This window comes from uncultured Microbacterium sp., assembly GCF_964244775.1.
Lineage (GTDB): Bacteria > Actinomycetota > Actinomycetes > Actinomycetales > Microbacteriaceae > Microbacterium.
In genome coordinates this window covers 61360-73933 of the sequence record NZ_CAXTJR010000009.1, presented here as the reverse complement: position 1 = coordinate 73933, position 12574 = coordinate 61360, and the positions used below count along the sequence as shown (strand labels likewise).

10 protein-coding genes and 1 pseudogene are annotated in these 12574 nt (G+C 69.9%); 5 read left to right on the top strand and 6 right to left on the bottom strand.

Annotated elements, in window-relative coordinates:
* Positions 1–81: 81 nt before the first annotated feature.
* The 3 genes from ACFE6Z_RS13625 (at position 82) to ACFE6Z_RS13615 (ending at position 2214) form a co-directional block, all read left to right on the top strand.
* The gene (locus ACFE6Z_RS13625; RefSeq protein WP_375386235.1) at positions 82–351 is read left to right on the top strand and encodes a WXG100 family type VII secretion target; all 270 of its coding nucleotides are present in this window, start codon (positions 82–84) and stop codon (positions 349–351) included.
* Positions 352–463: 112 nt separating this feature from the next.
* Positions 464–1711, top strand: coding sequence for a WXG100 family type VII secretion target (locus tag ACFE6Z_RS13620; RefSeq protein WP_375386234.1), 1248 nt, complete (start codon positions 464–466; stop codon positions 1709–1711).
* Positions 1708–2214: a hypothetical protein gene (locus ACFE6Z_RS13615; protein WP_375386233.1), complete on the top strand. Its 507-nt coding sequence runs from the start codon at positions 1708–1710 to the stop codon at positions 2212–2214. The genes ACFE6Z_RS13620 and ACFE6Z_RS13615 overlap by 4 nt, the downstream gene beginning before the upstream one ends.
* 10 nt (positions 2215–2224) lie before the next feature.
* Here ACFE6Z_RS13615 and ACFE6Z_RS13610 read toward each other — a convergent pair whose 3' ends face one another.
* From ACFE6Z_RS13610 to ACFE6Z_RS13595, 4 genes are all read right to left on the bottom strand, one after another.
* Entirely contained in the window at positions 2225–3385 is a 1161-nt protein-coding gene (locus ACFE6Z_RS13610; protein ID WP_375386232.1) for a N(5)-(carboxyethyl)ornithine synthase, read from the bottom strand.
* 70 nt (positions 3386–3455) lie between these two features.
* Positions 3456–3938 carry a recombinase family protein gene (locus tag ACFE6Z_RS13605; protein WP_375386231.1) on the bottom strand — a complete coding sequence of 161 codons (483 nt, stop codon included), beginning with the start codon at positions 3936–3938 and terminating at the stop codon, positions 3456–3458.
* Positions 3939–3998: 60 nt separating this feature from the next.
* Complete coding sequence (locus ACFE6Z_RS13600; protein ID WP_375386230.1) at positions 3999–5744, bottom strand: cation:proton antiporter; 1746 nt, start codon at positions 5742–5744, stop codon at positions 3999–4001.
* Positions 5744–6772, bottom strand: coding sequence for a malate dehydrogenase (locus tag ACFE6Z_RS13595; protein ID WP_375386229.1), 1029 nt, complete (start codon positions 6770–6772; stop codon positions 5744–5746). The genes ACFE6Z_RS13600 and ACFE6Z_RS13595 overlap by 1 nt, the downstream gene beginning before the upstream one ends.
* Positions 6773–6942: 170 nt before the next feature.
* Here ACFE6Z_RS13595 and ACFE6Z_RS13590 point away from each other — a divergent pair, with 170 nt between their 5' ends.
* The gene (locus ACFE6Z_RS13590) at positions 6943–7812 is read left to right on the top strand and encodes a neutral zinc metallopeptidase (protein WP_375386228.1); all 870 of its coding nucleotides are present in this window, start codon (positions 6943–6945) and stop codon (positions 7810–7812) included.
* Positions 7809–8810, top strand: a complete 1002-nt coding sequence (pip, locus tag ACFE6Z_RS13585; RefSeq protein WP_375386227.1) for a prolyl aminopeptidase — start codon at positions 7809–7811, stop codon at positions 8808–8810. Before ACFE6Z_RS13590 ends, pip begins: the two co-directional genes overlap by 4 nt.
* A 150-nt stretch (positions 8811–8960) precedes the next feature.
* Here pip and ACFE6Z_RS13580 read toward each other — a convergent pair.
* A pseudogene (locus tag ACFE6Z_RS13580) lies at positions 8961–10699 on the bottom strand (GMC family oxidoreductase).
* Positions 10696–12510, bottom strand: coding sequence for an aldehyde dehydrogenase family protein (locus tag ACFE6Z_RS13575; protein WP_375386226.1), 1815 nt, complete (start codon positions 12508–12510; stop codon positions 10696–10698). Before ACFE6Z_RS13575 ends, ACFE6Z_RS13580 begins: the two are co-directional and overlap by 4 nt.
* Positions 12511–12574: the final 64 nt, after the last annotated feature.

The following is a 12574-nucleotide window of genomic DNA, read 5'->3' as shown; positions in this document are numbered from 1 at the left end:
CTCTCAGGGGGACTTCCCGGACATCCGGGTCACGTCTAGGAAACGCCGGCTCGAGAGAGTCGTCCAACAAAGGAGAAAACAATGGCCGTATGGGGTCTCGATGTCCAGCAGGTCCGCCAGCTCTCGTCGCAGCTGAAGGGCAAGGCAGGCGACATCCAGGGCATCCTGTCGCAGCTCACCTCGGCGCTCGCGTCCACGCAGTGGACCGGACCCGACGCCGAGCAGTTCCGCAGCGACTGGTCGGGTCAGCACACCGCCGCGCTGAAGAACGTCATCGCCGCCCTCGAGGATGCCTCGCAGAAGGCGTCGTCGAACGCTTCGGCGCAGGAGAGCACCTCCTCCTCGCTCTGATCGGATCGCGCTGACCAGGACTGCTCACCTGTCACGAAGTGCCCGATTCCTCGGCGAGGAGGGGCGCTTTGCGACAGGCGAGCAGTCCTCTTGACGAGGAGAGGTGGGGAACGTGGGACTCTACGGAGCGGATGTCGCGCAGCTGCGCGCGGCGGCGGCTGAGCTGGACCGCTCCGCCGATCGCCTGGGCAGTGCCCGCACCGAGCTGACCGCGCAGCTGACCCGCACCCCGTGGACGGGGCAGGATGCGGCATCCTTCCGCACCTCCTGGAACGCGTCGCACGCCCCGCGTCTGAACGCCGCAGCCGATCGGCTGCGCGAGGCGGCCGCGGTGCTGCGCCGCAACGCCGACGCGCAGGAGACCACGAGCGCCGCCGCGGGCGGTGCGACCGCGATCCCCGGCATCGCCGGAGGCACGGGACCGGTCGGAGCACCGGCATCCGATTCTCCCGATGATGTGCGGCAGTGGTGGACGGGGCTCACGGAGCAGCAGCGACACGACCTCGTGACGCGCGATCCGCTCCGGTACGGCAACCTCGACGGGATCCCGGTCGAGGATCGCGTGGACGCGAACCGGCTGACCGCCGAGGATCGCCTCACCGAGTCGGGGCTCTCGGCCGCGGAGCGGTCGTATCTCGAGGCCGTCGTCCGAGGAGACCGCAACCTCGCGCTGTACGACCCCGCCGGTGAGCGCCTGGTCGAGATGATCGGCACGTTCGGCCCGCAGACCACCAACGTGCTCACGTATGTGCCGGGCACCGGCACGAACATGGACAGCTTCTACGGCGGCAGCGCCCAGACGGTGGCCACCTACCTCACCGACCGCGACAAGAGCGGCGACACTGTGTCGTTCGTCTACAAGGACGGGCCGTGGGCCGACTGGACGTTCTTCGGGCCACACGGAACCGCGAACGAGGGCTACGTGCTGGATGCCGGAAAGGGGCTCGCCGAATTCACCACCTCCGTGCAGTCCGATCCGGCGCTCGGCGGAAACGTGTCGTTCTCCGCCGCGGGCCACAGCGCCGGCATCAGCTACGTCTCGGCGTCGGAGGTGGCAGGCGCCCACTACGACAACGTCCTCTCGCTGGCCGGCTCGTGGCTCGCACCCGGCTGGCAGGCCGACCCGGGCACCAACTACCAGCACTACCAGTACGGCGTCGACGCGCTGAACTACCTCACGCCCGTGAAGAACATGCCGATCGAGAACGACGTGTTCGCCGAGCACGTCTACGCGCCCGACACGTTCGAGATCCTCGGTGTGACGTTCCAGAATGAGGCCGAGAATCACACGCACATCGCCCAGGGCGAGGCGACCAACCAGAATGCACTGAACGATATGTACAAGGACATGCACCGATGACCCGCCGATGGGCGTTGGCGCTCGTCCTCGCGCTCGCCGCGCCGCTCACCGCCTGCGCCATGATTCCCCAGGAGGCACCCGTGACCCTCACTCTCGAAGACGCCAAGGCCGACGTTCGCGCCGCGGAGGACGAGGTGATCGCCCTCATCCCCGCCGACGCCGTGACCGAGACGCTGCCGCGCACCGAGACGTCCCGCACGCTCTTCACGTGCGACACCGCCGGCACGTATTACTGGCCGGGCGGCGCACAGCTGAAGATCGACCCGTCGACCGACAGCGGTGCGGTGATCGGCGCCGTGAACGACGCCTGGTCGGCGAAGGACGGGTGGAAGGTCACGTGGGTCGAGCAGGGCGAGAAAGACGGCGTCTACCACCTCGACATGCTGCGCGACGATGGGCTGCACCTGGCCGTCATGAACCTCGAGCGCAATACGCTGCTGGACATCAGCTCGTTCTCGCCGTGCTTCGCCCTGGACGACTACGACCCGAACCGCTCGTACTGACCGAACCGGATCAGCCGAGCGCCGGGTACGGATAGTCGGGCGATCGCTTCTGGAACTCCAGGATCGCCTCGTTGCGCACGCGTCCGCCTTCGATCTCGATCGCACGGCGGATCGTGTCGGACTCCGCCCATGCCGCCGCGCCCTCCATCACCGTCCGCAGGAACGGCATCAGCGCATCACTGATCTCCCACGTGGCCGAGTTCCACAGCATCGACGGGCTGTGATCGACCGCGTAGTAGTTCGTCGTCTCACCGACCGTGATCAGCGGTTCGGCGAAGCTCGTCGGGCGCGCCCACTCGAACCCCATGCCCTCGTCGATCGAGACATCGACGATGAGGCTGCCGGGCCGGAACGCCGCGAGGTCTTCCGTGCGCAGATAGGTGAGAGGCGCATTCGGGTCTTGCAGCGTGCAGTTGACCACGATGTCGTGGCTGGCCAGGAACGGCGCGAGCGGCACCGGCCCGTCTTCGGTGTTGACCGTGCTGTCGAACGGCGCATCGGGATTGTGCTCGAACTGGATGATGTCGATCGACGGGATCGGTGAGCCCACGGCCGCGACATCCCGGTTGGTCAGCACCCGCACGTCGTGGATGCCGTGGGCGTTGAGCAGGGTGACCGCCCCGCGCGCGGTCGCGCCGAAGCCGATCACGACGGCGTTCAGGCGCCGGCCGTAATCGCCGGTCGAGCCGCACAGCTGCAGGGCATGCAGCACCGAGCAGTAGCCGGCGATCTCGTTGTTCTTGTGGAAGACGTGCAGCCCGAATCCGCCGTCGCTCTTCCAGTGGTTCATCGCCTCCCACGCGATGAGGGTGAGGCCCTTGTCGATCGCGTGCTGGGTGATCGCCCGATCCTGCACGCAGTGCGGCCAGCCCCACAGCACCTGACCGTCGCGAAGATCTTCGAGATCGGAGGCGAGGGGCTTGGGGAGCGTCACGATGTCGGCTTCGGCGATGATCTGCTCTCGCGATGCGATGGCTCCGACCAGCGGCGCCAGCTGTGCGTCGGGTATCCCGAACCGCAGGCCGTAACCCGTCTCGAGCAGGATGTTCGCGCGCAGATCGTCGTCGATCCGCTCGAGGTGCGCGGGGTGGATCGGCAGTCGCTTCTCGTCGGGCTTGCGGGAACCGGCCAATACGCCGAGGCGCAGGAGTGGCGGTGCGGTCGTGGACATCGGAGCTCCGCTCTGCGGACGGATGCAGCATCCGCCCTCTTCCGAAGGCTACGCCACCCCCGGGGGTGCCTCAGCGTCCGGCGTCGATCAGGTGCTGCCCGCCGTGGCCGAGCACCTTGACGACCACTCCGTTGCGGTGCAGCTCCGCCACCGTGCGGGTCTCTTCGTCGATGTCGCGCCCCAGCGCGTGCACGCTCGTCACGACGAGCACGTCGCCGTTGCGCAGCGTGCTGATGAGGCGCGTGAGACGCTCCTCCCACGACTCGAGGGTCTCGGGTGCGGGATGCCGGAACCCCTCGATCGGCACCCCGAACCGCGTCAGCTCATCACGCTGGGTCTTGATCGACGGCATGTCGTCGCGCGAGACGACCAGGCCGACGAGCCGCGATCCGGCGGGCCGGGCGAGCCACCAGTCGCGGTCGCGCTGGAGCTCGGTGAAGCACTTCGGGCAGTCTGCGGCGTCGTGCGGAAGATGGATCGGGCTGGTGTCGGCCGAGTCGATCGCGCGCGCTCGCCGGAGGGTGGCATCCGCCATTTCCGTGGCCTCGCTCATCGGCACTCCTTGCTCCCTCTCATTGTGCCCTGCCCGGCCGACTCGCAGGGACGGTGATCGTCAGTCCTGGTCGTCGAGGCGCAACTGGATGCTGATCTCGTCGGCGTCCAGTTCCGCCAGGGAGTGACGCAGTACGGCGGTGCTGAAGGTGCCGTCGGACGACAGCTGGTTGAGCCGGTTGCGCATCGCCCCGATCATCGCGAGCCGCAGCTCGATCATGTCGCGCCCGGTGGCGTTCGTGTCGTCGTCCGGCGGTGTCGTGAAGCGGTCGCCCATCTTCTGCACGAACCCCTCGGGGAACTCGCTGCCGTCTCTGCGGGTGATGCGGTTCTTCGTGAGGGCGGTGGCGGCCGCCTGCCGCAGCTCCTCGTCGAGCGACTGCTGCTCCTGCGTCGACAGGCCGCCGCGTCCGGAGCCGACGAGTCCCAGCATCCGCGCCACCGCCGGCAGGGTGAGGCCCTGCAGCAGGAGGCTGCCGGCCGCGACGAGGAAGGCGATGAAGACCAGCAGCGGGCGCGACGGCGCGTCGCTCGGCAGCGTCTGGGCGGCCGCGAGCGTGACCACTCCGCGCATGCCCGCCCACACGATGATCGTGCCGTGCCGCCACCCCAGCGGTGAGGCCTGGTAGTAATCGAGATCGGCGAGCGCGCGCGACACTCGCGTGCGACCGACCGCCAGCCACTTCTCCTGACGCTCGGGGTCGGCGGGGCGAAAGCGGCCGCGGGCGAGGGCCTCTGCCGTGCCGGGCTGGAGCGTGCCGGAGTCGAGTCGTTCCTGGAACGCGGTCAGACGCTCGCGCTGCGCGCTGCGGGCACGCCTGCTCTGCAGCCACAGGAGCACCGACACATAGAGGGCGCGGACGGCGAGCACGATCCCGAGAGCGACGGCGGCGAGCCAGATCGCATGCCAGATCCCCTCGTGGTCTTTGACGTTGGCCACCACGATGTCTTTGAGCTCGAGGCCCATGATCAGGAAGACCGCGCCCTCGAGCATCAGCTCGATCGTCCGCCAGTTCAGCTCGTCCGACAGGCGCTGCTCGGGAGTGAAACGTCGGGCGGCACCCTGCCCCGTCACGATGCCGGCCACGACCGCGGCAACCAGCCCCGAGCCGCCGAGGTGCTCGGTGGGCAGGTACGCGATGAAGGGCACCACGAAGCTCAGCGCGGTGTTGGCGGCCGAATTCGAGACCCGCTCGCGCACGCGCAAGTTGAGATAGCCGACGATCGCGCCGATCACGATAGCGATCAGCACCCCCCACACGAAGGCCCCGATCGCATCTCCCCACGACAGCGTCCCCACCACGAACGCGGCGACAGCCGTCCGCAGCAGCACCAGGGCGGTGGCGTCGTTGAGGAGGCTCTCGCCCTCGACCATCGTGATCACGCGGGGTGAGATGCCCAGGCGTTTGGCGATCGTGGTGGCCACAGCATCCGTCGGACTCAGGATCGCGCCGAGTCCGAGAGAGAGCGCAAGACCCAAGCCGGGGATGAGGAAGTAGAAGAACGCGCCGAGCGCGATCGAGCTCAGCAAGACGAGGAGGACCGAGAGGCCGGCAATGGGCCGGAAGTCGCGGCGGAACTCGATCGCGGGAAGCGAGACCGCCGACGAGTAGAGCAGTGGGGGAAGCACTCCGACGAGGATGAACTCCGGATTGATCAGCGGGATGCTGACGAAGGGCATCATGCTCACGACCGCCCCGATCGCCACGAGCAGAAGGGGGCCTGCGACACCCAGGCGCGGCGATACCGCGGTGGTCAGCGCGATGACGATGACGCAGACCAGGATGACGATGAGGGGGTCGAGCATCAGGCGACGCCGAGGGCTCGCACCGCGTCGCGCTCGGCGACGAGCTCAGCGACCGAGGCGTCGACGCGCGCACGGGATCGCGCATCGAGCTCGAGTCCTTCGACGATCCGGTAGCCGTCGCCGGTGGAGGTGACCGGGTACGACGAGACGAGCCCTTCCGGCACGCCGTACTCGCCGCGCGAGACCAGCGCCGCCGACGTCCATCCCTCGGTGGTGCCGAGGACCGAGTCGCGCACGTGCGAGATGGCCGCATGGGCGGCGGATGCCACGGACGACGATCCGCGCACCTCGATGATCTCGGCTCCGCGTCCCGCGACGCGCGGGATGAATGTCTCGTCGAGCCACCGCTCGGCCGCCTCCCTGCCGCCGAGGCGCTCGGCGAGGGCGTCGACGACCCCGATTCTCGAGCCGGTCGAAGGATCGGATACCGTCGCGTGCGCCACGTCGGGGAACTGCGTCGCCGAGTGATTGCCCCAGATCGTCACGTCGCGGATCGCCGAGACGGGTACCTCGAGCACCGCGGCGAGCTGGCCGAGCGCGCGATTGTGGTCGAGCCGCGTGAGGGCTTCGAAGCGGTCGGCGGGGACGTCGGGAGCGGATGCCGCGGCGATCAGCGCGTTCGTGTTCGCGGGGTTGCCCACCACGACGACCCGCACATCGTCTGCGGCGACGGCATTGATCGCGGCGCCCTGCGGCCCGAAGATCCCCGCGTTGGCGGCCAGGAGGTCGGCGCGCTCCATGCCCGGGCCGCGCGGCCGTGCTCCCACCAGCAGCGCGATGTTGCAGCCGTCGAACGCCGTGCGAGGATCGTCGCTCACCTCGACGCCGGCCAGGAGCGGGAACGCCCCGTCCTGCAGCTCGAGCGCAGCGCCCTCGGCGGCGCGCATGCCCTGCGGGATCTCGAGCAGCTTCAGGCGTACGGGGCGGCCCTGCCCCAGCATCCCGCCTGCGGCGATCCGGAACAGCAGTGCGTAGCCGATCTGACCGCCGGCGCCGGTGATGGTCACGGTCGTGGGTGCGTATGCCATGGACCGAGCCTATTGCGCGCGGTTCGCGCGTCCAGAGCGGCATCGTCGGGGTGCGCCCGCCTCCGCGGCCCGAGCGCCGCTAGCGCCCGCGGCCTCCCGCGAACGGTAGCGCCTGCGGCCTCCCGAAAACGGTAGCGCCTGCGGCCTCCCCAAAACGATACGGTGACCCCATGACGTTCAACGACAACGCCAGCGTCGGGAGTAACACCGCCAAGCGCCGCGGTCGTGGCGTCGCGGCCGCCGGCGGCGGTGTCGTGGGGCTCGGCGCGATCGCGATCCTGCTGCTGAGCTACTTCACCGGCACCGATGTCTCGGGGCTGCTGGGTCAGGCGACCGGTGGCGGCACCTCGGCCGAGAGCGGCATCGCGCAGTGCCAGACCGGTGCCGACGCGAACCGCAGCGATGACTGCCGGCTGGCCGCGGCATCCTTGAACATCGACCAGTTCTGGGCCAAGAACGTGACCGGCTACACCCAGCCCCAGCTGATCATCGTCGACGGCTCGACCTCGACGCAGTGCGGCACGGCGTCCAACGCCACGGGCCCGTTCTACTGCCCGCCCGAGCAGACGGTCTACGTCGATCCCACATTCTTCGCCCTGCTCCGCCAGCAGTTCGACGCCACGGCCGGGCCGCTCGCCCAGCTGTACGTGCTCGCCCACGAGTACGGACACCACGTGCAGAACCTCATCGGCGTGATGGACCAGCATCCGAATAACGGCACAGGGCCCGACAGTAACGGCGTGCGGACCGAGCTCCAGGCCGACTGCTTCGCGGGGGCGTGGGTGGCCGCGGCCGCCCAGCAGGTCGACGAGAACGGCGTCGCGTTCATGCAGGCTCCGACGCAGCAGCAGATCGCGGACGCGCTGAACGCGGCATCCGCCGTCGGCGACGACCACATCCAGCAGGAGTCGGGCGGGCAGGTCAACCCCGAGAGCTGGACGCACGGCTCGAGCGAGCAGCGGCAGCGCTGGTTCGCGGCCGGGTACCAGGGCGGCGTCCAGGCGTGCGACACGTTCGCGGTATCGGGGCGGCAACTGTGAATCCGGGACCGGACTCGGGGCTCGACGCCCTGTACGCGCCGATCGAGCCGTACGAGACGGGGATGCTGCTGGTCGGCGACGGCAACCGGATGTACTGGGAGCAGAGCGGCAACCCCGACGGCAAGCCGGTCGTTTTCCTCCACGGCGGCCCCGGTTCCGGCACCTCCGACTGGCACCGCCGATTCTTCGACCCCGAGCACTATCGCATCATCCTGCTCGACCAGCGCGGCTGCGGACGCAGCACGCCGCACGTCAGCGAGCCGGCCGCTGACCTCCGCTACAACACGACGTGGCACCTCGTCGCCGATGTCGAGCTGCTGCGACGCAACCTCGGCATCGAGAAATGGCAGGTGTTCGGCGGCTCGTGGGGGAGCGCGCTTGCGCTCGCCTACGCGCAGTCACACCCCGCGGCGGTCTCGGAGATCGTGCTGCGCGGCATCTTCACCCTGCGCCGCCACGAGCTGGAGTGGTTCTACGAGGGTGGCGCAGCATCCCTCTTCCCCGATCTGTGGGAGGACTACATCGCGCCCATCCCGGTGCTCGAGCGCTCGCACATGATCGAGGCCTACCATCGGCGCCTGAGTGATCCCGACCCGGCGGTGCACCTGCCGGCGGCCGTCGCGTGGACGCGCTGGGAGGCGGCGACCATCACCATGCTCCCCGACACCCAGCTCGTGGAGTCGATGACGGAGGCGTCGAGGGCGATCGCGTTCGCGCGCATCGAGAACCACTACTTCCTGCACGAGGGCTGGTTCACCGAGGGTCAGCTCATCGCCGGGGTCGACGCCATCCGCCACATCCCGGCCGTGATCGTGCAGGGCCGCTACGACGTCTGCACGCCGATCATGACAGCGTGGGATCTGCATCGCGCGTGGCCGGAGGCCGAGCTCGTGGTGATTCCGGATGCTGGGCATTCGGCGTCGGAGCCGGGTATCGCCGCGGCGCTCCGCGCGGCGACCGACCGGTTCGCCGCCTCGCCGCGGCCCCTGTTGCGGTGATCGAGTAGCGAGCTTGCGAGCCCCTCCTGCGGTGATCGAGTAGCGAGCTTGCGAGCGTATCGAGATCCGTCGAACCGACGTAGTACGCGGGTCTTGATCTCGATACGGCGCTGGCGCGCCTACTCGATCTCCGCAGGAGCGGGGCGGGGATCAGCGGCGGGCGCGCACGCCACGGATCAGATCCGCCGCCACCTCGCCGATCACGATCGCCGGTGCGTTCGTGTGCCCGCGGATCACCGTCGGCATGATCGAGGCATCCGCGACCCGCAGCCCCTCGACGCCGCGCACGCGAAGCTCGGGATCGACGACCGATGTCTCGTCCGACCCCATGCGCGCCGTCCCGACAGGGTGGTACAGCGTGTGCGAATAGCGCCGCAGCGACACCTCGGCGCGTTCGGCAGCCGTCATGGCCGCTCCGCCTTCGGGCTGGATCCACCCGCCAGTGGTGATCGCGCGCAGCGCCTCGGTGTCGATCAGTCGCTCGCACACCGCGATGCCCGCGAGCATCGTCGCAGTGTCGATCCCGTCGGGGTGGGACAGATAGGCGGGATCGATGTCGGCCTTGTCGTGCGGATCCGCCGACGCGAGCCGGATGGTGCCCCGACTGCGCGGCCGGAGCAGAATCGCGCCCACCGTGAGCCCTTCGCCGGGGGGGGCACCAAACCCTCGCCGACGTAGGGGGCCGGCGCGAAGATGATCTCGATGTCGGGAAGGCCCGCGGCCATGCCCGCCCGGTCGGCCACCTCGGTGCGGACGAACCCGCACCCTTCGCCGACGTTGGAGGTGAGCATCCCGCGTCGCCGGGTCAGGTAGCTCGCGAGCTGAGCGACCTTCTCGGCACCGTACAGAGTGCCGCCGCGCGCCTCGGGAGCGAGCCCCGCTACGAGGTGGTCCTGCAGGTTCGCGCCGACGCCGGGTGCATCGATGAGGGTCGGGATGCCGTGCTCGGCCAGATGCGCGGAGGGTCCGATGCCGCTCAGCATGAGCAGCTGAGGCGTGTTGATCGCACCGCCCGCGAGGATGACTTCGCGCCGCGCGAGCGCGTGCCGGGTGACGCCGCCGATGTCGACGTAGACCCCGGTCGCCCGCGCGCGAGGAGAGTCGGCCGAGCCGAGGAGGTTATCGGCGCCGGATTCCTCCGCTCGGCCGATTGCCCTCTCCTGGGCGACCGGCGCGGGCGCTGAGCCCGGCGAGGCGTCGAACGTCACCTTCCGCACCAGCGCGCGCGTGACGACCCGGAGGTTCGGCCGCCCCTTCGCGGGGCGCAGGTAGCCGTCGGCGGTCGATGCCCGCCCACCGCGGTGCTGCGAGACCATGGTCTGGCTGAAGCCCTGCCCCTCCGGCAGATTGGCCGGGGTAACCGGGAATCCGGCTTCGCGCGCCGCCTCGAGGAAGGCCGCGGTGTGCGGGCGGGGATCGCGCTGGGTCTCCACGGATTGTGCGCCGGCCGTGCCCTGGGTCTCGTGCGTGGGGTGGTCGGTGCGCTCCACCCGGCGGAAGTAGGGAACCAGCGACTCCCACGACCAGCGTTCACCCGCGGCATCCGCCCACTCGTCGTAGTCGGCGGCGAAGCCGCGCACCCACATCATCGCGTTCAGCGACGACGAGCCGCCGAGAGTCTTGCCTCGCGGCCAGTAGATCGTCCGCCCTTCGAGCTCGGGCTGCGGGACGGTGTCGTAGCCCCAGTCGTACTCGCCGCGGAACAGCTTCGAGAACGCGGCGGGGACGTGCAGCTCGAGCGCCTTGTCGGGGCCTCCGGCCTCCAGCAGCAGCACGCTGACCGACGGGTCTTCGGTGAGCCGTGCTGCCAAGGCGGCGCCGGCCGACCCCGCGCCGACCACGATGTAGTCGGCGGTGAGTCCGTCGCGGCCGAATGCCGAGGCGCTCACGCCCCGTAGGCCTTGACGAGGGTTGCGCTCAGGCGCGCCAGGTTGCCGCCCATGCGGAACCGGGTGAAGCCCTCGCTCACCGCGGCTCCGGTGCGCGACGTGACGAACCACGGCGGCTTGGGCAGGACGCTCCCCTTCGACGGGCTCAGGGACCGGTTGGTGGCGAGCGATCGCACGAGCCCCGGCACCGACCGCGGGAACGGGCGGAACGGTCCCCGCGCGACCGAGCGCTCGACCCGATCGAGCAGCATCGCGTTGTGCACGATGCCGATGCCGCTCTGCACGTCGTCGATCGTGCCGCCGGGGTATGCGCCCCACGTCGCGGTCGGGGTGAGGAACGCGAACGCCGTCCACGTGTTGATCGCGATGTCTCCGTAGCGCAGGTCGGCGATCGCCCGCTCGAACCCGTCGCCCAGGGCCGCCTGGGTGACGGGGTCGATCAGCACGTTCGCGCCGAGCGTGCCGGTGAGCTTCTCGTTCGAGTGCGCAACGGCGGCGTCGAGGAACTCCTGTCCGTTGCCCGGCAGGGCGACGACCCCGAGCACGGGCGAGAAGTACTCGGTGGTCTCCAGATCGGATGCTTCGTCCCCGGCGCCGATCTCGACGATCGCGCGCGTGTGGTCGACGCTCCATCGGGCATCGGGGTACGAGGTGGCCGCGGCATCCATCTTCGCGGCGCTGTTCGGGTACCAGACCGGCCGGGCCGGCGCCCTGTCGTACGCCGCGCGGAGCTCGGCGAGGAACGCGTCGCGCTGCGCCCAGTCCGAGCTCAAGATGACGACCTGCCCGGCGATGCAGTTGTGACCGCTGTTCTGCAGGCGCATGGTCGCGACGTGCTCGGCGTGGAAGCGCAGGTCGGCGGCGGTCCATTCGCCGGGCACGACGATGATCGGCGACACGCCGCCGAGCTCGGCGGTGATCGGCTTCTTCAGCTGCGGGCGATTCTCACGACGGCGCCGCGCGCCCTGCGCACCGGTGCCCCACGTGATCGCGTCGAATGTGGCGGCCGAACCGGTGATGTGCACGTGGGCGATGTCGGGGTGGCTGACGAGGTAGCCGCCGACGTCACCGGCGCCCCGCACGATGCGCAGGAACCCGGGCTCGATGAGGGGGGCGAGCGCCCGCTCGTAGACGGGCACCAGCGGATCCTGCGTGGGGTTCACTTTCAGGATCGCCACGCGGTTGAAGGCGAGCAGCTCGTACAGCACGTCCAGCACGGGGATCGAGGTGATGTTCCCCGCGCCGAGCACGAGGCCGACGTCGCCCGTGCCGGACGGCTGGAGCTGACCGAGCCCCGCGTGGGCGCGAGCCTCCGCGGCCGTGACGCCGGGCTCGAACCACACCTCGGTCGTGTAGCCCGACAGCAGCAGCCCGTCGATCGCGTGCGTGGGGAAGGTGTGGGCGCGCACGCGGTCGCCGGGAGCAGCATCCACTCGCACGCCATCCAGCGGCGAGCCGCCCGTCTCGAGCTTGCCGAGCGATTCCGCGTAGGCATCGAGGGCGACGAGCGTCGCATAGGGCCCCGAGAGCCATTCCTCGCCACGGAGCGGATGCCCCGGCTCCAGGCCCTTCGACAGCGAGGCGACGTCGGCCCACTCCGCGGCGGAGGCCACGACGGTCGCCCGGATGCGGCCGAGGAGCTTCACCCGCTGGCCGAGCGTGAGATGGCCCCACGCGCGCGCTCCGCGCTGCAGGTCGGCGATCGCCTGGTCGATCTGCGCCCGCTGCGCATCATCCAGAACGGGTGCGCGGCCGCCTTTCGCCGGCGCCTTCACGGCCGTGCCCTTCAACGTGGTGCTCTCAGCGGCCAAGGCGGTCTCCTTCGACGTGTGGGGTCAGTTTACGTCTCACCGCAATGCACCCTCACGGTTCGCA

What these genes read in the sequence shown, in the direction of transcription:
- ACFE6Z_RS13625 (WP_375386235.1), top strand. Translation starts at nt 82, where the DNA reads ATGGCCGTATGGGGTCTCGATGTCCAGCAGGTCCGCCAGCTCTCGTCG.
- ACFE6Z_RS13615 (WP_375386233.1), top strand. Translation starts at nt 1,708, where the DNA reads ATGACCCGCCGATGGGCGTTGGCGCTCGTCCTCGCGCTCGCCGCGCCG.
- ACFE6Z_RS13610 (WP_375386232.1), bottom strand. Translation starts at nt 3,385, where the DNA reads ATGTCCACGACCGCACCGCCACTCCTGCGCCTCGGCGTATTGGCCGGT.
- ACFE6Z_RS13605 (WP_375386231.1), bottom strand. Translation starts at nt 3,938, where the DNA reads ATGAGCGAGGCCACGGAAATGGCGGATGCCACCCTCCGGCGAGCGCGC.
- ACFE6Z_RS13600 (WP_375386230.1), bottom strand. Translation starts at nt 5,744, where the DNA reads ATGCTCGACCCCCTCATCGTCATCCTGGTCTGCGTCATCGTCATCGCG.
- ACFE6Z_RS13595 (WP_375386229.1), bottom strand. Translation starts at nt 6,772, where the DNA reads ATGGCATACGCACCCACGACCGTGACCATCACCGGCGCCGGCGGTCAG.
- ACFE6Z_RS13590 (WP_375386228.1), top strand. Translation starts at nt 6,943, where the DNA reads ATGACGTTCAACGACAACGCCAGCGTCGGGAGTAACACCGCCAAGCGC.